The sequence below is a fragment of the Verrucomicrobiota bacterium genome, from assembly GCA_037139415.1.
GTDB lineage: Bacteria > Verrucomicrobiota > Verrucomicrobiia > Limisphaerales > Fontisphaeraceae > JBAXGN01.
Genome location: JBAXGN010000114.1, coordinates 1 through 25,850, shown reverse-complemented (window position 1 = coordinate 25,850; position 25,850 = coordinate 1). Strand labels below are relative to the sequence as shown.

The window sequence follows — 25,850 nt, the reverse complement described above, 5'->3', positions numbered from 1 at the left end:
AGCGCGACCTCAGCACCCTCCCCACCGGCCGCCTCTTCAACGTCGCCGCCGCCCTTCGACGCGAGGTCCAACGCGAAACCGCTCTGCCCGGTTTCACCCTGCCGATCTCCGAAATCCCCGCCGAGGAACTCCAGACTGAAGTGCAGGACTGGAAACCCTGAAAAATTCACTTCATCACAATTTCATCACAATTTGTGACAAAAAATGTATTCATCACAAAAACATCACAATTCCCAGGCCGCGCCAGCTTCAAACCCTGGCGCGGCCTTCTACCCTCCTCGTAGCCGCCGCACGTCAGTCGGCGCTGAATTATTTGCCGGTCTTTTCCCTTTTCGCGTGTTTGGCGTGATTCGCGGTTCAAGTCCTCGATTCCCAATTTTCAATTCTGTGATCTTTGTGTTCTCTGCGGTTTCACTCCAACTTTCGGCTTTATTCCATCCTGTCCATCCTGTTAATCCTGTCTCATCTTTTGCCATGTTCTCCTTTCGCGTGGTCTGCGTGTTTGGCGGTTCAAATTCCCTTGGCTATCGGCGATCAGCGATTGGCGATTTTGTGTGTTCCCCAATTTGCGTTTTACAATTTTCAATTTGCAATACTTGGCCTTTTGCTGGGCTCATCGCTCCCATCACTCCCATTCGTCCCATAAGTCCCATCCTGAAATCTGAAATCTAAAATTTGCGATTCCCGTGACTGATCACTTCTGCCTTTAGCCTTTTTACTTTTTACTTCAATGCTGCTCCGCTCCACCCTCCGTCGCAACGTCCGCCGCATCATTCGGGTTCTCCACCGGGCTCCCACCCGTGCTGTCGTTTCCACCACCACCAGCCTTTCTCATCTCCGCCGACAAGCCGAATCCGCCTTCAATCTCCTCCGCGAAAAACCTTTACCCAAAGACTTCGACGCCCTGTTTCTGGACCAACTCAAACTCCGCCTCCTCGAATTCATCCTCCAACCTTCACCCTCACCCGCCATGCTCCTCAAATACTTTGAACTCTGGGCCAAGTACCTGGCCAAAGCCGCTATACCCGGTTCGCCGCACGCTTCTTTGCCTGTGTTTCCCGATCCCAATGCTGGCATCAAACCAGAAACCCTCGCCTACATCGAGGAAAAGCTAAAACTCATGTAATCCTGACAACCGCCGGATTTTGCGCTTCCTCTGAATCATGTTCATCCTGTCAAGAAATGGGAAACGGGGTCATTCATTAAAGGTTTATTGTCAACAAGCAAAATTCTTCCGCGATCAAAAGTTTTCTTTTTTGACTCACTCTGCGCTTGCACTGGCCCGTTCATACCTCACCCGCCGCACCCGCGCCAAACGCTGGATGATTCAAACTGCCTCCTAATTTCAAGCTTATTGGCGTTTCATTTTTATGCCGGAAAATTTTTCTGCAAAATCAGTTTTCGCCGTCATTCCGCACTTCGCATTTGAAGTATTTCCCTTATGTGTGCGCACCCCAAAGGAGAATTGGTGAAATTGGCGTGAACTTGGTGTTAAATTTATGAAACAACTTCCAATGTGCTTGTAAATGACCATGGGAACGCTTAAAGCCACCGCGTCATGGCGCGTCAATGTTTTCGCGATACGGTTTGTGCAAGGTTCGGATGTACTGCTGAATCTTATGCGACGACTGTGTTCTGGCGTTGCCTTTACACCCACGCCCGTATCCCAGCCAGGATTCTCTGGGTGGTGCGTCCGAAGATTTTCGCTGATGAACTGGATTTGATTGAGGTGGTGGGCACCGCCGAAAGTTTTGCGGAGTTGAGCCGTGAGTTGGCCAGTCACCGGTATCACTATCCGCCAAGGGACTTTTTCCGCCGAGAGCTTGCAATTCGCGTTTCCGGGAAGAAACTGGCGCGGCTGGCATCGAAAGTGATGGGCCAAACATGATCAGACACTGCATGGTTACGCGAATTCAAATCATCCCAAAACCTGTGATTGCGCACCGGGCGGGTTAGCAGTTATATTGCCCGCATGACCATGACATCTGCCACCTTGCCTGAAGAGCTGAATCATACGATTCAAGCTGAACTGGAGCCGGGCGAACAAATTCGCTGGACCGGCCAACCCCTCGTCACCAGCGGTTCCACGGGCATGATCTGGGGCGTGTTTATCTTTGGTATTCCCTGGACTGCGTTCGCCATTTTTTGGACGGTGATGGCCTCGGGCGTGTTTGAAAATTCTCACGGGCAGCATTTCCAAGCCGGGCGATTACTGTTTGGCCTATTCGGACTGCCGTTCATTGGGGTTGGGGTCCTCCTCTTAACTTCTCCCTGGCGCGCCAAAAAGAAACTGGCCAAAGCCATCAAGCAGACGGCCTACGTGATCACGGATCGCCGGGCCATTCTGTTGGACAGCGGTTACGTCGCGTTTGGACCCGCTCTGGCCATGATAAGTTCCATGCCTGGCACCAACCGTATGCTGAACCAGGGTCTGCGCGTGCAATCCTTCCGGCCTGAACGATTGACGAATATCGAACGCATCCAGCGCGAGGATGGCTCCGGAGACATTTTATTTGCGGACAACCCCACGGTCATTCAAACCGATAACGGGGTCCGTACGCTGAATCGGGTTGGCTTTATCGGGATTCCTCAAGTGAGGGCGGTAGAGAAACTGTTGCAGGAACTGGTCCGCAAGCCGTCGGGAGATGCCGGTCCGGATGCCCCACCGGTCATTGAAACTGTGAAGAAGTATCAATGAAGGGGAAGAACTCGCGCTTTGGGGTGCCAGAGGTGCTGAGGTGGCCCGCCGCTTACTCTGCCGCGTGTTCATGCGGGCTGGGGTCGGCTCGGAATTTCAGCTAACTACGGACATCGAAATAGTTGTGGCGTTGGCCCTTCCCGTAAAGTATATTTGTGGAAACAACCGAATAATGGCAGTTTGTAACTAAGTATGTCGGAAGATATTGGCTTTGATTTGTCGTTCCCAAGCCACTACTTAAAAGCAGCGATTGCAGTTTCGCTATTAAGTGTGTGGGTCTTGGTGGGCCTGTTCTTCTACCTCAACCACTACACGAAGCGCAAGTACTTCACCATCTGGGCCTCCGGCTGGTTGTTCTATGCCTTGTGGTTGACGCTAAACCTCAGTTTGCCTGGAGCCCGGGAGACGGGTTTGGTCTTGATGCTAAAGCTGGCGTGTATCAGCACGGTGGCGATCTTCTTGTTTTGGGGAAGCGCCAGGTTTCTGGGGCAAAAGGTTCGGGAATCCGTCTTATGGCTGTTCATGGGGTTCCTATACACCTGGAGCTATTATGGCGCATATAACTTGGAAGACCCGATCCAGGCGCGCTTGCCCATTTTTGGCTTGATCGGTTTGGCCAGTTTTCGCACCGCCTGGTGTTTTTGGCTCTATCGCCGCAACCGTCAATTCATCGGGGCCGGGTTGCTTGCTACCGGATTCGTGCTCTGGGGCTTTTTCCACATCGGTTATCCCTTCCTGCAATTGATTCCGGACCTTTCCGGGGCTGGCTTCTTTGTTTCCACCGTGCTGCAGCTTTATATTGCCGTAAGCATGATCGTCCTGGTGCTGGAAGAGGCGCGCCATCTGCATCATCTGGCCTTTAGAAATCTTTCCAACCAATCCGATGCCACGACCAAGCTCCGGCACCAGATGCATTTGACCGAGGAGAAGTACCGCAGTTTGTTCGAGCAAGCCAGCGAGGCCATCATTATCACCACTGCTGATACCCTGCACATTCTGGGGTTAAACGTGGCCGCCGCACGCCTGCTGGGGGTGGCGCAGGCCGCCGCCTCGCAAATCCGGCTGACTGATTTTTTTCAGCCCACGGATGCCAAACGCGCGCCCGGTTCGGGAGAAGAGTGGCATCAGCACATTGTGAGGCAGCGTCCGTTGGTTTTGGTGCGCAAAGATGGCACCAGCACCCCAGTGGAGGCCAATGGGGCCAAGGTGGATTTGGATGGCAAGCCGGCCTTCCAATTTTTTGTGCGCCCGCTGACCGAAAAAGAGCAACTGGAGAACCAATTACGCCAGGCGGAAAAGCTTTCCGCCATCGGCCAGATGATCTCCGGCATCGCGCATGAGTTGAATAATCCGCTGGCGGTCATCCAGGGATACATCGAGCTGGTGTTGTCGCATCACAACCTGCCAGCCGGCACGCGAACCGACCTGGAAAAAGTCGCTCAGGAAAGCCAGCGGGCGGCCCGGCTGGTAAAAAACTTTCTGGCACTGGCGCGGGAGCGTCCCCCCCAGCGGGAGCCGGTGTGCATTAACGAGCTGATTAACAAGGTGATTGACCTGCGAAAAATTGCCATCCAGATTGCGGCGGTCGAGACGGTTATGGATTTGCAAGAGCCGTTGCCGGAAACCGTGGCGGATCCGGACCAAATCCAGCAGGTGCTGGTAATTCTGATCAACAACGCGTTGCAGGCGATGACCGAAAAGGAGCAACCCGGGAAATTGCACCTCCGCACGCGGGCACAAAACGGGATGCTGCTGATTTCGGTGCGGGATACGGGGCCCGGCGTGCCACCGCAGAGTGAGCATAAGATTTTTGAACCATTCTACACCACCAAATCCGTGGGGACGGGCACCGGTTTGGGCTTGTCCATTGCCCACACCATCCTGACTGACCATAAGGGCCGTATCTACCACCAGCGACCGGCCGATGGCGGGGCGTGTTTTGTCTTGGAACTGCCCGTCGTGCAACCAGTGCCGGTGGAAGCGGCCAAGCCGAAGGAAATCAAAGAAAGTGTGGTGCAGCCGCAGGTTATCTCCAGCAAACCGTTGGCTTGGATATTGGTGCTGGACGATGAAAAGATGATCGCCGAACTGCTGGCGGAGATGCTGCAACTGCTGGGTTATAAAACCACCGTATGCCACGCGGGCGGCCAAGCCTTGGAATTCATCGCGCAGAATGAATATGACCTGATTCTTTCCGATATGCGCATGCCCGGCATGGATGGCAAGGCGTTCTATGAGCGGGTGAAAAGCGCCAAGCCAGATTTGGCGGAGCGGATAGTCTTTCTGACGGGCGACATGGTGAATGAAGAAACCCGGGCTTTTCTCGATAGCATCGGCAACCTGAGCGTGGGCAAACCGTTCAAGCTGGCCAACGTCAAGGAAGCCGTGGAAACTGTGCTGGCTGACGTGACGGCAAAAACGAGCTAATCTCGCCGCAGCGCACTTGAAGCTATTCTTCCGGCATCCAGCGGGTGCCCAAGAGCTTGATCCAACTGCTTTGTGATAACACGACGCCGGCGATGATGAACGTCATGGCGATGAAGTAGGTGGGCGTGACGGGTTCCTTTAAACAGGCGTGCGCCCAAGCCATCGTGCTGAGCGGAATGAGGTTGTTGAAGAGAAAGCATTTGCTGGCACTCCAGACTCGCAACGAGTTATTCCACAGCACAAACGCCGCCACGCCGCCGAAGAGAATGCAATAACCTTGCACCGCCACCACGCCGGGATGCCACGGAATGCCGCCCCGGATGATCACTTCGATTAATGCCAGTGGCGTCAGCCATAACCCTGCGCGCCACATCGTGTGGGCCGTAATTTCCACCCCCGTCAAGTCGCCGCCGATCTGGTGGCATTGCCGGCCGTGAAAGGCCCAGAGGAAACCACACGCCATCCCGAGTAATTCCCCCACCCAATGCACTTGGTTCAACTTGAGCGTCGGCAGAAACAACACGATCACCCCGATCATGGCCAACCCTGCCGCCAGGTAGCGTTGCAGCGATTGCCAAGTGCGATTGGGCGGCGACTCCATCAATAGCGCCCAGACTGGGGAGGCACCGAGGTACAGCGCCACATGCGAGGCCGAGGTGAAGGTGAGCGCCCAATTGAAGACCACAATATAGGCCGCGAGGCTGAAGCTGGTACGCCACCATAAGGCTTTGGTGACCGCTGGCGTCAGACTGCGGACCGGGCCAAACCAGTTCGTGCCGTGTAGCAAACCCATCAAGATCAGCCCTGCCAGAAGGAAACGCGAGCACCCGGTCCAGATCGGAGGCCAATACCCCACAATATATTTAATGCCCGTATTGTTCCCACCCCAAAGAATGATGGTGGCCAACAGGCTGAAGATCACAGTGCTGTTTTTTATCCCGCGCGACACGCCCGCAATCAAAGCTCAATAAGCGGCTTGGGTGCAATGGGAAAAGCAGAAACCTGACGCCTGACTTTCAGATTCGAACGACTGCCGCGTTTGCCTCCCGTCATTTTTTAAGGAGCATTTTTTCCGGGAAATGGTCTAATCCTTTATATGAAACGCGTGCTTCTTGTGTTGACGGTGTTTTTGGCGACGTTATTTCAAGGCGTTGGTGCCGGGGTGATCCTTATTCACGAGCCGGATTTCTGGATTGTTGAGCCGCCGATTTGGCCCCGTCCGCCGATTATGCCGCCGCGGCCCATGCCGCCACCCCGTCCGGTCTGGGCACCACTGGAGATTGCCTTCGTGCAGGCCACGGTCAAAGTGAAAGATCAAGTGGCGGTCACGTTGATCGAGCAGGAGTTTTATAATCCCAACGCCCGGCAGTTGGAAGGCACGTTTCTGTTTCCCGTGCCCAAGGGCGCTCATCTGGACAAGTTCACGATGGTGGTTAACGGCAAGCAGACCGAGGCGGAGCTGATGTCGACAGACAAGGCGCGCAAGATTTATGAGGACATCGTGCGCAAGTTGCGCGACCCCGCTTTGCTGGAATACGACGGCCAGGATTTGTTCAAGGTGCGCATTTTTCCCATCGAGCCGAATTCCAAAAAACGGATCACACTGAAATATACGCAGGTGCTCAAGCCGGATGCCGGGCTGGTGACGTATGTGTTTCCGATGAGCACCGAAAAGTATTCCGCCCGCCCGCTGAACACGGTGAGCGTGAAGGTGGACCTGGAAACCAAGCGCCCACTGAAAAGCATTTACTCGCCCAGCCATAAGGTGGAGATCAAACGCAACGGCGAAAACCGCGCGACCGTCGGGTTTGAGGCGACCAACGTGAAGCCCGATACGGATTTCCAATTGGTCTTCGCGCAGGACGCCGGAGACTTGGGGGTAAACCTGATGACGTATAAAACCGGTGCGGAAGACGGCTTTTTCCTGTTGCTGGCCACGCCGGCGGTTGAATCGGCAAAGAATACGGTCATCCCCAAAGACATTGTGTTCGTGCTGGACACCTCGGGCAGCATGGCGGGCAACAAGCTGAACCAGGCCAAAAAGGCGCTGGCGTTTTGCGTGGAGAACCTACAGGATCAGGATCGCTTTGAAATCCTGCGCTTCTCCACCGAAGTTGAACCGCTCTTCAACCAGCTCACGGAAGCCAGGCCGGAGGCCCGCAAGCAGGCCCAAACCTTTATCGCCAGCCTCAAACCAATCGGTGGCACCGCCATTGACGACGCGCTCCAAAAAGCCTTCGCCACGCGTCCTGCCATCGGGAATCGCCCCTATATCATCATCTTCCTGACCGATGGCCGCCCCACCATCGGTGTCACGGAGGAGGATTTGATTTTAAAGAACCTGGACAAAAATAATCACGGGAATTCGCGCATCTTCTGCTTTGGCATCGGCACGGACGTGAATACGCATCTGCTCGACAAAATCACCGAGGCCACCAAGGCATTTTCCCAATACGTGCTGCCCGAGGAAGACCTGGAGGTCAAGCTCTCCAGCTTCTACACGCGCATCAAGGAACCCGCGCTCGCCAACACCAAGCTGACGGTCACCAGCGATATTCGTATCACCAAGCTGTATCCTGCGCCATTGCCGGATTTGTTCAAGGGCGATCAATTACTCGTTGTGGGCCGCTACACCGGTAATGGGCACTCCGCCGCGATCATCGAGGGCGACGTCAATGGCGAGCCACGCAAATACACCTTCGACGTGCAGTTCGCCGCGGATACCGCGGAACATGACTTTATCCCCCGCCTCTGGGCCACGCGGCGCGTGGGCTACTTGCTCGACGAAATCCGGCTGCACGGCGAGAATCAGGAACTCAAAGAGGAAATCACCGAACTCGCGCGCAAATACGGCATTGTCACCCCGTACACCGCGTACCTCATCGTGGAAGACGAACAACGACGTGACGTGGCTCAAAGTGCGCGTTCACTGCCGGCAATTGAGCAAAACCAGCAGGCGCTGGCTGAAGGCGGGCGGGTCTATGATTCCTTCCGTCGCGAGCGGGAAGGGGACCGGGCCGTCGCGGGTGCGCGCTCCTATAATATGTTGAAATCCGCGTTGTCCGCTGCCGATGGCATCCGCGGTGGCGGGGCGGAAGTCATGCGCGCCGCGCCAATGGCCTCCGCGCCCCGCCCTTCGGGGGGCGGGCAGGGTGCGATGGTCACAGAAACAGTCACCTACGAGACCGCGGCCCGCGATTATGCGCAACAGGCCCGCTACCTCCAAGGGCACACCTTCTACCAGAACGGCGAGATCTGGATGGATGCCGAAATCCAGAAGCTACAACATGCCGCGCGGGTGAAGCTCACCTTTGGTTCCCCCGAGTACTTCACGCTGCTGCGCCAACATCCCCAGGTCAAAGACTGGCTGGCGCTCGGTTCCCGCGTACACTTCGTGCTGGCAGGCAAGGTGTACGAGGTGGAGGAATAAAAAACACCAGAATCAACCCAGATTCGCGTTGACGACGTCCCAATCAACGCAATTCATGAATTCATCGATATACGCGCCTCGGGCGGTGTAGAAGTCGGCGTAATACGCGTGCTCATAGACATCCAGCGCGAGGATGGGTTTCACTCCCCAGACCGGGAAGGTGTTTTGCGCGTCGCCAATGTAATTAAACAGCAGGCCGGTGTTCGCGTCATACCCCGTCCACACCCAACCACGGGCGGCGATGGCGGTGGCTTTCAAATCCTTCTTGAAGGCGTCAAAGCTACCGAAACTTTTGTTAATCAACTCGGCCACTTTGCCGGTGGGCGCGCCGCCTTTGCCGCCCAGGTTTAAAAAATAGATCTCATGGTTGATGATGCCGCCCAGTGCAAAGGTGAAATCCACCTTGCGCGAGCGGATTTCGCTATAAATCTGGTTGGCGTGCGCCGGGTTGGCGGGGTCCAGCTTGGTGGCCAACTCCTCCAGCTCTTTCAGAATGGCATTGGTTTTATTGACGTATCCGGTGTAGAGCTTCAGATGCTCCTCATGGGTTTTATCGGAGATTTTACCGGTTTTACCCTTCACCTTGGCCAGCAAGGCTTCCTGTTTGTTTGCGTATTGATATGCCATAGTTATCTTGGTTTTTAGTTAATGCTTTTTAAAACGGCTTATTACAATCAACTGAACGCAACAATATAGTGCGTTTGGCAATATCCGCAAGTGGTCGTTGCTGGTTGAGCATACTGGTTGGGCAATTGACGGATACCCCGATTCAGGCTACTTGTATGGCCGTACTTTATTATATTTATGCCAAAAGTGACTGTGTTACCCGCGAATGTCTCCGCTGAGGTGGAGCCGGGCACCTTATTGCTGAAAGCCGGTGAAAAGGCCGGCGTGGAAATGGAGGCTGGCTGCTTTAATTGTGCCTGCGGAACCTGCGCGGTGGAGATCGTTCGTGGCATGGCTAATCTGGAGCCGCCGACACCTGAGGAATTGGAGGTGCTGGATCAATGGAATCGCGATCCGGAACAGTGCCGCCTGACGTGTTGTGTCAAGATTCGGCAGGGAGAAGTGGTACTTAAGCAACATTGACGATGAATCCGAACGCAATCGAGGAGGCGAAGCGGATTGTCGCGATTGCCTGCCAGGAAGATGTTGGCAGCGGGGATGTAACCACGTTGGCGACCATCCCAACTTCAGCGCGTGCCCGGGCGTTTGTGGTGGCCCGGGAACCGCTGGTGGTGGCTGGTCTGCCGGTTGCGGCGATGGCTTTCCGGAAGGTGTCTGCGAAGGCCATGGTGAAAATTCTGGTTGCTGAAGGCAAATCCGTGAGGGCAGGGGAACGGTTGCTGGAAGTGGCCGGTCCTGCCCGCGCTCTATTGACCGCTGAGCGGGTGGCGCTGAATCTGGTACAGCGATTGAGCGGCGTGGCCACCGTTACTGCGCGCTACGTGTCGGCGGTAAACGGCACTGGCGCAAAAATATTGGATACCCGCAAAACCATTCCTGGCTTGCGACACTTGCAGAAATACGCAGTAACGTGTGGGGGGGGAGTGAATCACCGCATCGGGTTGTATGATCTGGTGCTCATCAAGGATAACCATTTGGCCGCCTTGCGCGATGCCGCGCCCAACGCGGTGGCAGCGGCGGTGGCGCGCGCCCGCGCGCGGTATCCAAAGTTGAAAGTGGAAGTGGAAGCGGACACGTTGGCGCAGGTGCAACAGGCTGTGGAGGCTGGGGCGGACATTATCCTGCTGGATAATATGCCGCCAGCCATGCTGCGGCGTGCGGTGGGATTGGTCGGTGGTCGCGCCAAAACCGAGGCCAGTGGCGGCGTGAATTTGAAAACCGTCAGGGCCATTGCCCGTACTGGTGTGGATTACATTTCCGTGGGTGCCTTGACCCACTCCGCTCCAGCCGTGGATATTGCGCTCGATTTTTGTTAAACCCCAATGCCTTTCGCCCTTGTTGGTTTCTCCGAATGGATTATGTTAGGCGCGACATGATGGATAGCGGCTTATTGGATGATCTGATGCAGCGAGTGTGGGACGGCCAGCGCATAACCAGCGCCGAGGCCCTCACGCTTTTTGGGCTGCCGTTGGAGGCGATTGGCCGGCTGGCGGAGCGCCGCCGGCAATTGGCCAAGGCCAACGCGTATCAAGGGCGTGGCAATGAGATCATCACGTACATCGTGGATCGGAACATCAATTACACCAATGTCTGCAACGTCTATTGCAAGTTTTGCGCTTTTTATCGCACTGAAAAAGCGCGGGACGCGTATGTGATCACCCACGCAGAGATGGATGCCAAGATCGAGGAAACGGTGGCGTTGGGCGGCACGCAAATCCTGCTGCAAGGCGGCCATCATCCCTCGTTGTCGCTGCAATGGTACCTGGATTTGCTCTCGCACATGAAGAGCAAGTTTCCCCAGGTAAATATTCACGGCTTCAGCCCTAGTGAATTTATCCATTTTCAACAAGTTTTTAACCGCCCGGTTGAGGAAATATTGCAGCAGTTCAAAGCGGCGGGTTTGGGGTCCATCCCCGGTGGCGGGGCGGAGATACTGGTGGATCGGGTGCGGCAGCTCGTCTCGCCTTTGAAAGCCATGACCGATCAATGGTTGTCCGTGATGGATCAAGCGCACCGGTTGGGCTTGAACAGTTCCGCCACGATGATGTTCGGGCATGTGGAAACGGTGGCGGAGCGCATTGAACATCTGGATCGGCTCCGCGGGCAGCAAGACAAAACCAAAGGCTTTACTGCTTTCATTGGCTGGACGTTTCAATCGGAGAACACCAAACTCAAAGCGCCGATGGTGGGGGCGCACGATTATTTGCGCACCCTGGCTCTGAGCCGTATTTATCTGGATAACTTTGACAACGTGCAGAGTTCCTGGGTGACGCAGGGGCCGGACATTGGCCAGGTGGCGCTGAAGTATGGAGCCAATGATCTGGGCAGCACAATGATTGAGGAAAATGTGGTCAGCCAGGCAGGTGCCAGCTTTCGTATGACGGTGGCCGATATGCGACGTTTGATCACCGAGTTGGGTTATGAGCCGCGGCAGCGGGATAACTGGTACCGGCTGCTGACCTGAAGTCTATCAGTTATGCTGGAGATGTCAGGCGCCTTCGGAGGTCAAGATGCTCAGGGTAATCTTCTCATCGTCTATCTTCTTGATCACCGCCAGAAGCGCTTCTTCATGATAGATCGGCTTGGCTTTTAGCGGGTATGGCCCGATAATCAAGTCGCCGTTTTGGGTGATGCTGAAACGCCAGTGCGCCACCGCTCCGTGGGGGCGCGCATATTCCAGATTAAACATGCAGCCTTTGCCGATCGCGGTTTGCTGGCCATTTTCCAACGGTACCGTGAAATCTTCAAATACCCGGCGCTGGTCTCGTGGAACCGGGGTGGTGGCATCCACGCGCAGGCGGATTCCACTCACAAACGTTTCAATTTCCCGGATCAACCATGGATAGTTCAACCAGAACCACCATAACCTGGGGTTTAAACGTCCCAACCAGGGGCCGGCCACAATGTCACCCAGGACGGCACTTAATAGTTTTCCGACGTGCAGAAATTTTCCATTTAATGACTTGTCCGCCACCAATAGTTCCACGGGGATCCATGTTTCGTGGTCAGCCTGTCGGATCGGTTCCCAGTTGATTCGGAACAGGCGGTCAAGATCCCTGGCTTTCCAGTCCTTGAGCGCGGCGGTTTGGACGGCCTGGAACCGGGGAAGAAACCGTTGTTGGTTGAAACAGCTCCAATCAAAGCGGGGTGGAATGCGATGTTTATTTTCAGCGAACCATTGATTCAGGCGCATCACCGCTCGTTCAATCTCGTGCCGGGGTACGTCCGGCACTTCAACTCGGATTCTTCCGGCCTTTGGCCGCAGGTCATCCATGCTTCGCGTGCGCAGGCGCCTTTGGCGATTTGCTCAATTTACTTTTCACACTTCGCACTTTGTCGTCCATGGTCTGCTTGCGATCAATCCGCGTCCCCAATTTCATCACCGTGAAGATTCTTGGCGCCCCCTGTTGATGCAGCTCTTCATGGCAGCGTTTCACCGCCGCCAACACGGCGTCCCATTCTCCTTCAATATTCGTTCCATTGGCATGTAACACCGTCTTCAAACCGGCATCCGTCAGGATTTTTTCACAAACCGCCACATACGGCGATAACGAAACCCCGACTCCCACCGGGACGATGCATAAATCCACAATCACGTTCATGGCTGAAAGATGCCGTGCTTATCCATAAAAGGCAACTTCCTTGCCGTGCCGTTTTACGTTGGCTGCCCGCCCCCAGCCCGGTCTCAGCCATTGGTAAAATAATAATCATGAAACAACCATGAAACGTACTTGACCGCGCCGCCGGACGCGTCTATAAGTAGTGAGCCATTAGACGCTGCTAGGCCCATGGGTGTAGCACACAGCTCACCCGGCCAAGTTAGGCAAGTTGAGTGTACGTCAATGGTTGAGAATTTACGGTGGGAGAGGTGGCCGAGTGGCCGAAGGCGGCGGTTTGCTAAACCGTTGTACGGTCAAAAGCCGTACCGAGGGTTCGAATCCCTCCCTCTCCGCCACTTGTTCGTAATGCACCAACGCGCTTGATGCAGCCCTGGGTAAGGACTTGTTGGCGCGTCGCAAGCTTGACAAAATCAGCCGCTTGATGGACAGAATTACGCCATGCAAAAATACATGACGATGAAGACTGCGGGCGCGCTGGCGCTGGCACTTGGATTAACCCTCGGTTCCCTGACGGCTGCCGATGGCAAATGGGTGGAATTGTTTAATGGCAAGGACCTCACTGGGTGGACCGGGATGAATGGTGTTGCCGCTGCGGTGGTGGAGGGGAATCTGCAAATTGCCAAGGGCATGGGCTGGCTGCGGTTCGAGAAGGAATACAAGGACTTTATCTTGGAACTGGAATGGCGCGCTTACGATGAGAACTATGATAGTGGCATTTACCTGCGGTCCGGTCTGGAAGGCAAGCCGTGGCCCAAAGGCGGCTACCAGGTGAACATGCGCTACAATATGCTGGGCGGGTTGGTGCGGGATAACAAAACCCTGGTGCCCGCCGAAATCCCCAAGTTGCCTATTAATAAATGGCATAAAATGCGTATTGAGGTGAAGGGGAAGAAGGCCAAATTGATCATCAACGGTGAGGATAACTGGACCACCGACCTGATCGAGAACGAAAAAGGGTTCTTAGGCATCCAGGTCGAGAATTATAAATTCGATTTCCGCAATATTCGAATCCAGGAACTGGAATAATTTCAGATTGCGGAACGCTGGGATTTTATTTGGCCATGTCCACGCATAGCAGGCGGTCTTCACCGCGCAGGTATAGTTTTTTATTGGCCAGGACGGGGCCGGCCCAGATGGGATAGTGTAATTCCGGCACCTGCCAGCGTGCGATTGGTTCGGCCGCTTGCGAACTCACTTTGAACAATCCCAGCAGCCCGCCTTCACCAAGGACAATCAATTTGCCATCCGCCAGAATGGCCGATCCGCGTCCGAACATCGGTGGCTGTTTGCCAAGGGATTTGGCCCAGCGCTCATCCCGATCCCACATGACCTTGCCAGTCTTGAGTTCCACGCAGCGAAACCGGGCGTCGGGTTCATTGCGCCCGCTGAACGCATACAAGTATCCCTCGTGTAGCACCGGCGTATTCCAGTGCGCTTCCAGGGCCAGGCCGCGCCAAACGGTTTCTACTGACTGCCCATCCGGTTTCACCCGCAAGAGCGCCGAGCCAAGCCGGTAGTACGCTGACGTGATAAATATTAAATCGCCTTGAACCACCGGGGTTACCGCGTTGACGGATTCCGTGACCGGGGTGCGAAACCAAAACGCGAAATGCACCGCGCCGCTGTCTGGGTTCAGCGAGACCAACCCCTGTCGCATCAGGCAAAGCAGATGGCGCTGACCGTGAATCGTGGCCATCACGGGGGAACTGTAACTGGCCTGCTTGTCTTCGGCAGCCCAGTTCACCAGCGGTTCATCGCGCCAGCCGGTTTTCGGTTTTCCCTGCCAGGTTTTTTCTCCCACGCTTTCCCAAAGCGTGCGCCCGGTGGCGGCATCCAGCGCGACCACTCCCGCATTGGGCATGCCACCGACCATGACAAAAAGCCGGTCGCCTTCCAAAAACGGGGTGCTGCCCACGCCGAAAAACGGCGGCGGCACGGTCCAATCCCGTCCGGTCTCTCGTTCCCATAGGCTCCGGCCATCGGCCAGATCAAGGCACTGTAACCGGCCCTCCGCACCGAAAGTGAAGCAGCGGTTGGTGGTCAATAGCGGAGTGCAACGCGGACCATTGTTATACCCGTAGGGATCGGCATACCGGCTGACGTTGGTGTGGCGCCAGAGCATTTTTCCCGTCGCGGCCTCCATTGCCTCCACCAGTTCCTCCTGTTGCACGCGGTGATGCAGCACGAGTGTCTGGCCGCGCACCGAGGGCGCGCTATACCCATTGCCCACCTCGCGCGACCATACAATTTTTGGTCCGGCCTCCGGCCAGCCTTCACGCAACCCCGTCTCGCCGGAGATATTATTGGCTGCCGGGCCAAGAAAACGCGGCCACTCCGCCGGCATCATGGTCGGTGCCGACAGGTACAAACCGCCAGCCACCAACGCCGGAAGAAAGCGAAAACCGGATTTCATATTCATCCGGGGGATCATACGCCAAACCGGGCGTCGAGACAAACCGTTTCTAAAGGAATTGAATTGAGTTTATTGAATTCTGAACTTGAAAAACGGAAGGATTTCTGTTAGAGGTAAAAATGTCAGGCCGCACTATGAGTGTCACTACACCACCGCCAGCCAGGTTAACGGAGAATCAGCGCCAAGCGCTGATTCGGTTATTGGCGGATGAGGACCCGGTCGTCTTTGAGACCATCCGCAATAAGCTGCTCGCCTATGGCCCGGAGGTAATGGACTGGTTGAAACCACATCTGCTCAGCGGTGATCCGTTGTTTCGCAAACGGGTGAAAGCCATGCTCCATCACCTGCAATGCCAGGATATGGATAATGAGTTTCTCACTTTTTGCCTGCGGCAGGGGGAGGACCTTGATCTGGAAGATGCCGTCTGGCTGCTGGCGCGCACCCGTTTTCCCGAGATCAACCCCGAAGGCTACGTGGCGATACTGGACGGCTATGCCGCCGAGTTGCGGTTGCGCTTGATCGGTCTGAACGGGGCGCACGCACGTTTGGGGGCCATTGCCTTTTATCTTTTTCAGGAGCAGGGGTTTACCGGCAACGAAGAGAATTATTACGATCCCAACAACAGTTACCTGAACAAGGTGCTGGACCGGCACACTGGCAATCCGATCAGCCTGTGCCTGGTGTTGCTCTTCGTGTGCCAGCGGTTGAAGTTGCCCGTGGTGGGCATTGGTCTCCCCGGCCACTTTATCTGCCGCTATCAAACGGCCACGGACGAGATTTACATTGATGCGTTCAACCGCGGGCGGTTGGCCACCAAGGCGGATTGCGTGCGGTTCCTGCATGCTACCAGTCGTAGTTTGGTGGATGAGTCCATTCAGCCGGTTTCCGCCCGGAAAGTGCTCGCCCGGATTTGCAGCAATCTGCACCTGATTTATCAGCATTTGGCGCAACCCGAGGACAGCGCGCGGTTCCAACGTTACGCGGTCGCCTTGGGCCGATAGACCCCGGACATTTTTTCATTTCCCCGCCACCGGAATTCAGTATTATCCGCCCCGTATGAGTTCGATCCTGAACGATCAAGAGTTGGCGCGTTACCTGGAATTAACCCTGGTGCGCGGCGACGCCACGGGTGCGGACGTGGCGCAGTTGTGCCAGCAGGCCAAGCGGTTATCCGCCGCCGCCGTGGTGGTGTGCAGTTCCCGCGTGGAACTGGCCCGGACCCGGCTGGAAAATTCGCCCGTCAAAGTCTCCGCCCTGATTGGCTACCCCTTTGGCACCGGGGCCACCGACGCCAAACGTTATGAAGTGGAAGTCGCGGTGGATGATGGCGCGCAGGAATTGGACGTGGTCTTCAACCTGGGCCTGCTCAAGGATGGGGCGGATCGTCAACTGTTCCGCGAATTGCGCGATGTGGTGGAGGCGGCGGATGAACGGCCGGTGAAATTTTTATTGGAGATCTGCCGGATGACGCCGGAGGAAATCAGCCGGGCCGTCAAGCTGGTGATGGAGGCGGGGGCTTTGGGAATCAGCCCGGGCACCGGGTTCGAGCCGGGCGAACCAAGCCTGGACGACTTCAAACACCTCATCGCGGCGGTGGGCGACCACGTTGCCACTAAAGCAATGGCGCAAACGGTAACGCTGGATCGGGTGCGGGAATGGGTGGAAGCCGGAGTGCATCGGGTGGGTGTCTGCCAACTTCCGGAATCCCTGGCGGCATTATAGGACTGTAGCCACTGGGGACGGGCCCGTTTCTTTGCCTTCTTTTCTGCTTTAATAACGACCAAGGTTGTGGTAGGTTGCGTTGAAACAACAGCCAGATCACGCGATGTCTGTGTATCTGTGAAGTTGTTTGTATAAACATTATGCGTTTCGTGGTCCAGCGAATCAACCATGCTTGGTGGTGGATGGCAGTTCTTCAATGCCTGATGGTGGGCGGTATTGCCCAGGCGCAAGTTGAGACTAACATTGTGCTCAACGAAGTGATGGCTAACGGCAACAGTTATTCCGATTACGTCGAAATTTACAATAAATCCACCAGTCCGATCAATATTGGTGGCTGGTTTATCAGCAGCATTGTGCCGCCCAACAATAATGCCACCAACACCTACTTCCTTCCAAGTGGGTTTGTGCTCGGTGGTAAATCGTTTATCGTGGTGTGGCTGGATGGTAACACCAACATTCCCTATCATGGTTCCTTTGGGCTGAAGGGAACCAAAGGTGACCTCATCTATCTCTACCAGGGCCCCACCAACAGCGCCCTATTGCGCGACTCCCTCACGTTTGGCATCCAAATCCCCGATGTCCCCCTTGGACGTTATCCGGACGGGGGCAATAATTGGACGGTGGGACCAGCCACTCCGGGCACGCTTAATCGTGTCTCCGCTCTGGCGCCGGTTTCAAACCTGCGGATCAACGAGTGGATGGCTAAAACCACTAACAATGGTGGCGATGACTGGCTGGAACTTTACAACCTCAGCAATGCCCCAGTGGCTTTGGATGGTCTGGTGCTCACCGTAACTGCCGGTTTGACCAACCGAGCTATCCCGGCACGTTCATTCATTGATGGAAATGGGTATATCCAATTCAATTGTACCGGCTACAAAACCACCCTGGATGCCAATGAATGCGATTTCAAATTGGTCTTAAGTGGAGCGACAATCCGGCTTTTCGACACAAATCGTGCCACCCTTATTGACAGCGTCACTTTTGGACCACAAACCAACGAGGTTTCTCAAGGTCGCCTGCCCGATGGCGGTACGAACATCCTCTTTTTCGTCACCGCTACCAAAACCAATGCCACCCCGGGAGCCAGCAATTTTGAGGATTTCACCAATCTGGTTGTCAGTGAACTTCTAGCGCATACCGACCCTCCCATTCAGGACGCAGTTAAGTTTTATAATGTCACCACCGTGGCGACCAATATCAGTGGCTGGTGGTTGAGCAACCGGAAAGATACCCCCAAGAAATTCCGGATCCCTGCCAATACCGTAGTCGCCGCAGGTGGTTATGTGGTCTTTTATGAATGGCAGTTTGACCCCGATCACACCGGTAATACCCCCAGTTTCCGTTTCAACGCCGCGCATGGCGATGATGTATATCTGTTCTCCGCCGATAGCAAAAGCAACCTGACCGGGTTGATCTTGCACGAAAATTTCGGTTCCTCCGAAAATGGAGTTTCGTTTGGGCGTCACATAAAAAGCAGCGGTGCGAAGGACTTCATGCCGATGAGTAAACTTTGCCTGGGCTCCACTATCACTGTTGCCGATCCCGCCACTCCGTATTACTCGAATCTCTTTGTGCAAGGCTTGGGCGTGGCGAATGCCTATCCCAAGATTGGCCCGTTGGTAATCAGCGAAATCATGTATCATCCGCCCAACATTCTGTCGGGAACCAACTATGTGGATAACGACCTGGATGAGTACCTTGTCCTGCGAAATATCACCATGACGAATGTGCCTTTGTACGAAGTGGATTCCTTCCAAACCAATAACAATGGGACCACCTTTACTGTCACCAATAGTTGGCTGATTAGCAATGCCGTCACCTATGCTTTTCCTTGTGGAGCAGTGGTTATGGCGACCAGCAGTGTCATCGTGGTCAACTTTGACCCGGTGACCAATACCACCCAACTGGCGGCATTCCGTACCAAGTACAACCTTTCAACCAACATCCCCATCTATGGCCAGTACAAAGGCAAGCTGGCTAACAGTATGGCCACCATCGAATTATACAAACCCGACCCAACTCAAACGTATCCCCATCCGGATGCGGGATATTCACCATTCGTGATGGTTGAAAAGATAAAGTATCTGGATTCCCTGCCTTGGCCTACCAATCGTGCGGATGGCGGTGGATATTCACTCCATCGCCTTAGTCTGACCGGTTACTCGAACGACTCCACCAATTGGTTCACTGCGGAACCACGGGTTGGCCCGCCAGACTGCCTGCCCCGAATTGTGGTGCCGCCAGTCACCACCCATGCCGCGCTGAGCAGCAATGTTACCTTGACGGCGACCGCCGACGGTACCGGGCCCATCACCTATCAATGGCTTTTCAACGGCACGCTGCTGACCGGGCGCACCAACAGTTCCATGACGATCACCAACGCCCAGTTGACGCATAACGGCAATTACAGCGTGGTGATGAGCAATATTCTGGGTGTCACCACCAATTCCGTGGCCACGTTGCTGGCGGCGGGTGTACCCAAATTATACCCGCCCAACCCGCCCACCAATGGGGTCTTGAGCGCCACTGTGGGCATGGTCAGCGGACGCAGCTATGTCATTCTCGAATCGTACAATCTCATGCTCTGGTTTACCAACTCGATCATCACCAACGCACCCGTCCAGACCAACATTTCGATGCGCATGACGAATCAGAGTAGATTTTTCTGCATCCAACTGCTTCCGTAAACCTGATAATCCAAAGTGCTGGTGGTGCGCTTGCTTCAGCGGGGAACCTCGGAAAGCGGCATTCTGCCTTGCGACGCATGGTTTTCGGTTTGACTTTGCGCGGTATGGGGACATGCTTTGGCCCAGCGCATTGAGAGCCGTTTTATGCGAACGGAATTGGCCAGTCATGGCACTATCCCGGCAAGGATAGCGCGGATGACCGGCTGGAAAACCAGCAACTTTAACGAAAGGCAATACGATGGGCCAGGCAATCATGGATCCGGAAGAGGTGCGGCGCTTCGCCGAGGAGCTGCAGCGGTTTAATACCGATCTTCAAAACCGTATGGCATCGCTGCACGCCCGTTTTTCGGCGCTGGGCGATACCTGGCAGGATCAGGAGCACACGAAATTCGCCGAGGAATTCAAGCAGACCATGAAGGCGCTGCGGAAATTCGTCGAGATTTCCGGCCAGCATACCCCGTACCTCCTGCGCAAAGCGCAGCGTATCGAGGAATACCTTGGCCAGCGTTAACCCAATTCATCCCCATGTCTGATCGCGCCCGCGTCACTTCCATCGAAGCCATTGAGGACTTCAGGTCCAGCCTGATTGTCTTTTTGACCAAGGCGCGTCCCGCGCTGGATGAGGTTGCCGATGATGTCTTGCGCACCCGGGTTTGGCTGCAAGGCGAGCAGCGGCTGCACTGGGAGCATGTGGTGCGCCGGAAGAATATCGAACTGGAGGAGGCGCAGCAGGCCTTGTTCAGCGCCAGCATCGCCAAATTGCGCTCGGTGACCGCCGCAGAACAGATGGCGGTGCATCATGCCAAGCGCGCGCTGGTTCAAGCGGAGGAAAAGTTGAAGCAGGTGAAGCGGTGGGATCGTGATTTTGGCAGCCGGGTGGAACCGCTGGCCAAGCAACTCGAACAATTGCGACACTTCCTGGCCATTGACATGGCCAAAGCCGTCACGCACCTGGCCCAGGTCATTAAGACGTTGAGCGATTATACCGATATGGCGCCGCCCGCCATGGATGCTCCCGCCACTCCCACCGAAACCAAACCGGCGGCGGAAACGGAATCGCCCACCCCACCCGCCACCGGTGAACCAGGAGCCGCTGTATGAGCATGGCGGGTAACAAATCCAAGCTATCCGCCATCACCAAGGAATTGGTGATGAAGTGGCAACAGACTCGCGAAACCTGGCAGGACGCCAAGAGCACCGAGTTCGAGCATGAATACATGGAAGAGCTGGTTTCCGGCGTGGACAAGGCCATTACGGTGATCGAGGAACTGGATAAGCTCGTGCTTAAAATCAGGAGAGATTGTGAGTAAATACCTGGACGTACAAGCCAGCCTCGAACTTCTGGACCGTTTGAAGACGGTGGTGCGGGACTTTGCCGCTCGCGAAGAGAAGTTAAACCTGGATTTCCGGGGGCGGACGAACGCGCAAGTCAAGTTGCATCAGGAGGCACTGGCGCAGGAAGACGTTGCATTGGCCGTCCGAGTCAGCGACGTTGAGGCCGATGCTCGCGCCAAGACAGACGTTCTCAAGGCCAAGTACGCGCGGCGGGAATCCTGGCTGGGCAAAGCCCGCAAATCGAGCCTCAAGCGGGCGTTGGAAGAAATTGACCGCACGGAAGGTGGACGTAAGTACGAAGCCCAGCGCAATCTGATTGAAACCAGCCGCATCCGGGAGTCGGATTTGGCCCGCAATGAGACCAATCTGGCGGAGTTCCAGCGGCAACTGGGCGAAACCCGGGCGGCCTATGTGTCCATTGAGGAAATTGCCAGTCAGGCGTTTCGCGGCTATGGCAAGTTCAGTGATTTGCTCACCAAACCGGCCACTATTCCCGAGCCGGATATGTCGCTTACCGAGCACCAATTGCTCATGGCGCTGTATGAACTGTTTGCCAAAACCAATGAGGAGTTGCAGCGGTTCCAGAAATTTCTTTTTCCGCTCCTTTTCCGTTACCTGCCGCTCTGGCTGCTGATCATGCTGACGCTGGTCAGCCATGCCGCCTTGGTGCCGGCGTTGCGGCATTTTGGAATCCAAACGGTTTCTTTCCAGGACGCCGGCTTATCGGCGCTGGTGCTGGTGGCGGGTTTGGTCACGGCTTTCATGTATGGTCTGCGGCAGGGACGTCCGTTGGCGATTACCATTGCCGGGGCGCTGGAACAGGCGCGCCGGTTGCACAATATCTGCCTGGAAAAATCCGCCGCCCGGTACCAACGGGAACTGGCCCGCATTGAGCGGGTTTGCAAGGAGCGCACCGAGCAAATCAATAACGAATGGAATGCCGCCCTGGAAGAGGCCGCCGCCATGCGGCACGCCACCCCGCGCCACCTTGAGGATAAGGCGTTTCGCTTGGCTCAAACCAATGAACATCAGTACCAGCAAAAGTTACTGGTGGTCGAGCAGGAACTGGAAGCCAGCCTGGACCGTTTGCGGCAGCAAGCGGAAGCGCGCAAACAACAATTGACCGAAAGCCACCAAGCGAAGCTGGCCAAGGCCGGGGCGGATTTGCAGGCGCAGTGGGACAAGGTGGTAACGGAATGGCGCGCCGCCTTGCAACCCATCTTTGCTGCCGCCCGAGCCGTTCAGGAAGCCGCTGCCGCCGAGTTTCCCGAGTGGCTACCGGCATTATGGGAAAACTGGGCGCCGCCGCAGGACTTTAAAAACAACCTGCGCTTTGCCCGGCTGGAGGTGGAGGTGGAGAAGCTGGCTGGCACTCTCCCCAAGGACCAGCGGTTGGCGCTGCCCGGGCCCGACAAGTTCTCGCTGCCGCTCCTCTTGGAATACCCGCTCCACGGTTCCTTGCTGCTGGAAACGACGGACGGCGGCAGCGAGGAGGTCTCCGGGGCGCTGAATAACATTATCCTGCGGCTGCTGGCTACCACCCCGCCCGGACGGTTGAGCTTCACCATCATTGATCCGGTGAAGCTGGGGCAGAATTTTGCCGGCGTCATGCACCTGGCCGATTACGAGGAGCACCTGATTAACAGCCGCATCTGGACCCAGGCCAGCCAGATCGAGGAGCAACTCGCCTTCCTGAACGAGCACATGGAGAAGGTGATTCAGATGTATCTGCGCAGCGAGTACCCCACCATCGTCGAGTACAACGAGCAGGCGGGCAACATCGCGGAGAAGTATCATTTCCTGGTCATCGCCGATTTCCCCATGAACTTCAGCGAGACTGCCATCCGCCGCCTCCTGCACATTGCCGCCAGCGGTGCCCGCTGCGGCGTGTTCACCCTGGTGCATTGGGATCATCGCCACCTGCTCCCCCAGGACCTTGTGCCCAAGGAGTTGCGGAGAAACAGTATTGCCATCACCTCCACCGGCCAGGATCTCATGTTGTCCGGCCAGTTTATTCAGGGCGCGCGGCTGGTTCTGGACGCGCCGCCCGACCCGGATTTTGCCACCGAGTTCATGCACCGCGCCGGCAAGGCCAGCAAAGGCAGCAACCGCGTCGAGGTGCCGTTCGCGCATGTGGCGCCGCCCACCGAGGCGGAGGTGTGGTCCGGCGATACCACCTCGGAACTCCGCGTGCCCATCGGGCGCACGGGGGCCACCAAGCTGCAATATCTCGCCATCGGCAAGGGCACGCGCCAGCACGCGCTCATCGCGGGCAAGACCGGTTCCGGCAAATCCACGCTGTTCCACGTGATGATCACCAACCTGGCGATGTGGTGCAGCCCCGAGCAGGTCGAGTTCTACCTCGTGGACTTCAAGAAGGGCGTCGAGTTCAAATGCTACGCCACCGCGCGGCTGCCCCATGCCCGCGTCGTGGCCATCGAGAGCGATCGCGAATTCGGGCTGAGCGTGCTCCAACGCGTGGATGACGAATTGAAACGCCGCGGCGACATGTTCCGCAAACTCGGCGTGCAGGACATCGCCGGGTACAAACGCATGGGCGGCACCGAACCTATTCCGCGTTCGCTATTGCTCATTGACGAATTTCAGGAATTTTTCGTGGAAGACGACCGCGTCTCCCAGGATGCCGCCGTGCTCATGGACCGCATTGTGCGGCAGGGCCGCGCGTTTGGCATTCACGTGATTCTCGGTTCCCAAACCCTGGGCGGCGCGTACACCCTGGCCCGGACCACGATGGGGCAAATGGTCATACGCATTGCGCTCCAATGCAACGAGGCCGACGCCTACCTGATCATGGATGACACGAATCCCGCCCCGCGCCTGCTCTCGCGCCCCGGCGAAGGCATCTACAACGACACCGCCGGCACCGTCGAAGGCAACAGCCCGTTCCAAACCGTCTGGCTGCCGGATGAAGTGCGCCAGGGTTACCTGGAAACCGCGCGGCGGCTCGCGGATCAGAAAGGCCTGCCCTACCCCGGCCCGCTGGTGTTTGAAGGCAACGCCCCCTCGGACATTCGCGAGAACCAATTGCTGCGCACCCTGCTCGCAAGCGGCAAACGCACCGCCCCCAGCGCCCCGCGCATCTGGCTGGGCGCTCCGAACAGCATCAAAGGCCCCACCGAAGTCGTGTTCCAACGGCAAAGCGGCAACCATCTCATCATGGTGGGCCAACGGGACGAAGCCGTGCTGGCGATTGTGTCGCTGGCCCTGGTGGCGCTCGCCGCGCAATATCCCGTCGGCGGCGTGAAACTGATCCTGGTGGATAGCACCCAGCCCGAGACCCCGCAACGCGAGCATCTGGACCGCATCATCCGGGCGATCCCGCACGGCGTCACCGTGGCGAAGAACAACGACCTGCCCGCCGTGATGGAAGGGCTGACCAACGACCTGAAGAGCCGGGCCGACGAAACCCAATCCGCACCGGGCATCCCGACCTTCCTCATCATCCACGGATTGCAGAACTTCAAGAAACTCCGCCAGGAAGATGAATACAGCTTTTCCTCGGGCGGCGACGGCTCCGCGAACCCGGCCGCGCAACTCACCGCGCTGCTCAACGAGGGCGCCAGCCTGGGCTTGCACGTCATCGCCACCTGCGACACCTACAACAACGCCAACCGTTTCCTGGGCCGCAAGGCCATGGGCGAATTTGAAATGCGCGTGCTCTTCCAGATGAGCGCGAACGATTCCGCCAGCCTGATTGACAACCCGAAGGCCAGCACCCTGGGCCTGCATCGCGCCCTCTTCTACAACGAACAGGAAGGCTACCTGGAACTGTTCCGCCCCTACGCCCTCCCCACCCGCGAATGGATCGAACAAGCGGGCAACCACCTGGCGGGATAGGGCACCGCTGCTCCATGAAGCGCGCAACCGCAGCCTGAAAGGTTGAATTCCACGACCAAGGATTAACCCACATGAATAAACCCGGCTTTACATACTGGCAGGATGGCGAGATTTGGCTGGGGCATCTGGATGAATACCCGGATTATCTGACCCAAGGCAATACCCTTGCCGAATTAAAGGAAAACCTGACCGACCTATATCAGGACCTGACCAGCGGCGTAATTCCCTGTGTGCGGCGCCATGCAGAACTGGAACTGGCGTGAAAATTGACTGGCACTTTGGCGACTTCGCCGCGTACCTGGACCAATGCGAAATCCGCGTGGACCGTGGCGACGGCAAAGGCGAACTCCTGCTGACGATGGACAACACCGCCGGTTTCCTGGACACCACGCCGTTCCCCAGCGCCCCCGCCAAGTGGACCTACCGTGCCGTGTACATGGCCAAAGACCAGCAAGTCGGCCAATGGAGCAAGCCCGTCACCATTAACGTGGGCTGAGCCGGGGAAAACACCGTTCGATCAGCACCCCGTAATGGCCAAATTTGAGGAACGCGAGGCGGGGATTTGGTTTTTGGCTCCATCCACCAGCGTCAGCTTCAGGGTGGGGGTCGGATGCGCGGCAAAATTCCCCGGCGTCTCCACGCCCAAATCCAGCCCGATGGTTTTCGTGTAGGTCTTCGCCAGCTTGAGCTTGCGCACCAGGGCGATAATCCGGTTCAACGCGCCGGGGCGCACCGGCGTGACGTCCTTGGGCAGTTCCGGCACGGTGAGGACGGGCAGGGCGACCGGATTGGCTCCTTGGCCATAACCGGCGTAGTCCAGAGTGACCGTGGCCGCCTTCCCATGGGTGCGGATGCCGTTGATCCATGGGCTGAGGAGGTAAATCATGAAGCCGCAATCGGCCAGCGCGGCGGCCACCTGGCTTTCCGTGAGGCCCAGTTGGGCGGCCAACGCGGGCAATTTCTCGGCAAAGTTTTTCAGCCAAAGCACCTGGGCGGGTGTGGCGCGGGGATAGTAACGATGATTTCTCAT

Annotated in this window: 25 protein-coding genes and 1 tRNA gene; 20 read left to right on the top strand and 6 right to left on the bottom strand. The window is 56.5% G+C overall.

Going from position 1 to position 25,850, the window contains the following annotated elements; translation table 11 throughout:
- Window positions 1-204: 204 nt before the first annotated feature.
- The 5 genes from WCO56_18865 (at window position 205) to WCO56_18845 (ending at window position 5,125) form a co-directional block, all read left to right on the top strand.
- Window positions 205-672 (top strand): hypothetical protein, encoded by a 468-nt coding sequence (locus WCO56_18865; GenBank protein MEI7731643.1) that lies wholly within the window; start codon window positions 205-207, stop codon window positions 670-672.
- Window positions 673-730: 58 nt separating this feature from the next.
- Window positions 731-1,126, top strand: a complete 396-nt coding sequence (locus tag WCO56_18860; GenBank protein ID MEI7731642.1) for a hypothetical protein — start codon at window positions 731-733, stop codon at window positions 1,124-1,126.
- Window positions 1,127-1,630: 504 nt separating this feature from the next.
- Entirely contained in the window at window positions 1,631-1,888 is a 258-nt protein-coding gene (locus WCO56_18855) for a hypothetical protein (GenBank protein MEI7731641.1), read from the top strand.
- Window positions 1,889-1,972: 84 nt separating this feature from the next.
- Complete coding sequence (locus tag WCO56_18850) at window positions 1,973-2,698, top strand: hypothetical protein (protein ID MEI7731640.1); 726 nt, start codon at window positions 1,973-1,975, stop codon at window positions 2,696-2,698.
- Window positions 2,699-2,890: 192 nt separating this feature from the next.
- Window positions 2,891-5,125: an ATP-binding protein gene (locus WCO56_18845; protein ID MEI7731639.1), complete on the top strand. Its 2,235-nt coding sequence runs from the start codon at window positions 2,891-2,893 to the stop codon at window positions 5,123-5,125.
- A gap of 22 nt (window positions 5,126-5,147) precedes the next feature.
- Here WCO56_18845 and WCO56_18840 read toward each other — a convergent pair whose 3' ends face one another.
- Window positions 5,148-6,047, bottom strand: coding sequence for a DMT family transporter (locus WCO56_18840; GenBank protein MEI7731638.1), 900 nt, complete (start codon window positions 6,045-6,047; stop codon window positions 5,148-5,150).
- A 174-nt stretch (window positions 6,048-6,221) separates the two neighbouring features.
- Here WCO56_18840 and WCO56_18835 point away from each other — a divergent pair, with 174 nt between their 5' ends.
- A complete protein-coding gene (locus tag WCO56_18835; GenBank protein MEI7731637.1) occupies window positions 6,222-8,555 on the top strand; it encodes a VIT domain-containing protein in 2,334 nt (777 codons plus the stop codon).
- A 12-nt stretch (window positions 8,556-8,567) separates the two neighbouring features.
- Here the strand turns inward: WCO56_18835 and WCO56_18830 are convergent, their stop codons facing one another.
- Entirely contained in the window at window positions 8,568-9,182 is a 615-nt protein-coding gene (locus WCO56_18830; protein MEI7731636.1) for a Fe-Mn family superoxide dismutase, read from the bottom strand.
- A gap of 177 nt (window positions 9,183-9,359) precedes the next feature.
- Here WCO56_18830 and WCO56_18825 point away from each other — a divergent pair, with 177 nt between their 5' ends.
- From WCO56_18825 to mqnC, 3 genes are read left to right on the top strand one after another with little or no spacing between them, the layout of a single operon-like run.
- The gene (locus WCO56_18825) at window positions 9,360-9,644 is read left to right on the top strand and encodes a 2Fe-2S iron-sulfur cluster-binding protein (GenBank protein MEI7731635.1); all 285 of its coding nucleotides are present in this window, start codon (window positions 9,360-9,362) and stop codon (window positions 9,642-9,644) included.
- Window positions 9,645-9,646: 2 nt separating this feature from the next.
- Window positions 9,647-10,498, top strand: a complete 852-nt coding sequence (gene nadC / locus WCO56_18820) for a carboxylating nicotinate-nucleotide diphosphorylase (protein ID MEI7731634.1) — start codon at window positions 9,647-9,649, stop codon at window positions 10,496-10,498.
- A gap of 56 nt (window positions 10,499-10,554) precedes the next feature.
- Entirely contained in the window at window positions 10,555-11,646 is a 1,092-nt protein-coding gene (gene mqnC, locus WCO56_18815) for a cyclic dehypoxanthinyl futalosine synthase (protein ID MEI7731633.1), read from the top strand.
- 24 nt (window positions 11,647-11,670) lie between these two features.
- Here the strand turns inward: mqnC and WCO56_18810 are convergent, their stop codons facing one another.
- On the bottom strand, window positions 11,671-12,414 hold the full coding sequence (locus WCO56_18810) for a hypothetical protein (protein MEI7731632.1): 744 nt from the start codon (window positions 12,412-12,414) through the stop codon (window positions 11,671-11,673).
- Between the two features lie 34 nt (window positions 12,415-12,448).
- Window positions 12,449-12,784 carry an MTH1187 family thiamine-binding protein gene (locus tag WCO56_18805; protein ID MEI7731631.1) on the bottom strand — a complete coding sequence of 112 codons (336 nt, stop codon included), beginning with the start codon at window positions 12,782-12,784 and terminating at the stop codon, window positions 12,449-12,451.
- A 260-nt stretch (window positions 12,785-13,044) separates the two neighbouring features.
- Here WCO56_18805 and WCO56_18800 point away from each other — a divergent pair.
- Both WCO56_18800 and WCO56_18795 read left to right on the top strand, forming a co-directional pair.
- Window positions 13,045-13,137, top strand: a tRNA-Ser gene (locus WCO56_18800).
- A gap of 103 nt (window positions 13,138-13,240) precedes the next feature.
- A complete protein-coding gene (locus WCO56_18795) occupies window positions 13,241-13,828 on the top strand; it encodes a DUF1080 domain-containing protein (protein ID MEI7731630.1) in 588 nt (195 codons plus the stop codon).
- 25 nt (window positions 13,829-13,853) lie between these two features.
- On the opposite strand, the gene WCO56_18790 is transcribed toward WCO56_18795, so the two are convergent.
- A complete protein-coding gene (locus WCO56_18790) occupies window positions 13,854-15,215 on the bottom strand; it encodes a PQQ-binding-like beta-propeller repeat protein (protein MEI7731629.1) in 1,362 nt (453 codons plus the stop codon).
- A gap of 134 nt (window positions 15,216-15,349) precedes the next feature.
- On the opposite strand from WCO56_18790, the gene WCO56_18785 reads away from it, so the two are divergent.
- The 9 genes from WCO56_18785 (at window position 15,350) to WCO56_18745 (ending at window position 25,316) form a co-directional block, all read left to right on the top strand.
- On the top strand, window positions 15,350-16,216 hold the full coding sequence (locus WCO56_18785) for a transglutaminase-like domain-containing protein (GenBank protein ID MEI7731628.1): 867 nt from the start codon (window positions 15,350-15,352) through the stop codon (window positions 16,214-16,216).
- A gap of 55 nt (window positions 16,217-16,271) precedes the next feature.
- Complete coding sequence (gene deoC, locus WCO56_18780; protein ID MEI7731627.1) at window positions 16,272-16,937, top strand: deoxyribose-phosphate aldolase; 666 nt, start codon at window positions 16,272-16,274, stop codon at window positions 16,935-16,937.
- 140 nt (window positions 16,938-17,077) lie between these two features.
- Window positions 17,078-19,627 carry a lamin tail domain-containing protein gene (locus WCO56_18775; GenBank protein MEI7731626.1) on the top strand — a complete coding sequence of 850 codons (2,550 nt, stop codon included), beginning with the start codon at window positions 17,078-17,080 and terminating at the stop codon, window positions 19,625-19,627.
- A gap of 238 nt (window positions 19,628-19,865) precedes the next feature.
- Complete coding sequence (locus tag WCO56_18770; protein ID MEI7731625.1) at window positions 19,866-20,138, top strand: WXG100 family type VII secretion target; 273 nt, start codon at window positions 19,866-19,868, stop codon at window positions 20,136-20,138.
- A gap of 14 nt (window positions 20,139-20,152) precedes the next feature.
- Window positions 20,153-20,728, top strand: a complete 576-nt coding sequence (locus tag WCO56_18765) for a hypothetical protein (GenBank protein MEI7731624.1) — start codon at window positions 20,153-20,155, stop codon at window positions 20,726-20,728.
- 2 nt (window positions 20,729-20,730) lie between these two features.
- Complete coding sequence (locus tag WCO56_18760; GenBank protein MEI7731623.1) at window positions 20,731-20,937, top strand: hypothetical protein; 207 nt, start codon at window positions 20,731-20,733, stop codon at window positions 20,935-20,937.
- Window positions 20,930-24,820 carry an FtsK/SpoIIIE domain-containing protein gene (locus WCO56_18755; protein MEI7731622.1) on the top strand — a complete coding sequence of 1,297 codons (3,891 nt, stop codon included), beginning with the start codon at window positions 20,930-20,932 and terminating at the stop codon, window positions 24,818-24,820. Before WCO56_18760 ends, WCO56_18755 begins: the two co-directional genes overlap by 8 nt.
- 71 nt (window positions 24,821-24,891) lie before the next feature.
- Entirely contained in the window at window positions 24,892-25,083 is a 192-nt protein-coding gene (locus WCO56_18750; protein MEI7731621.1) for a type II toxin-antitoxin system HicB family antitoxin, read from the top strand.
- Window positions 25,080-25,316: a hypothetical protein gene (locus WCO56_18745; protein MEI7731620.1), complete on the top strand. Its 237-nt coding sequence runs from the start codon at window positions 25,080-25,082 to the stop codon at window positions 25,314-25,316. The genes WCO56_18750 and WCO56_18745 overlap by 4 nt, the downstream gene beginning before the upstream one ends.
- 21 nt (window positions 25,317-25,337) lie before the next feature.
- On the opposite strand, the gene WCO56_18740 is transcribed toward WCO56_18745, so the two are convergent.
- Window positions 25,338-25,850: hypothetical protein (locus tag WCO56_18740; protein MEI7731619.1), on the bottom strand; the 513-nt coding region annotated here is incomplete at its 5' end.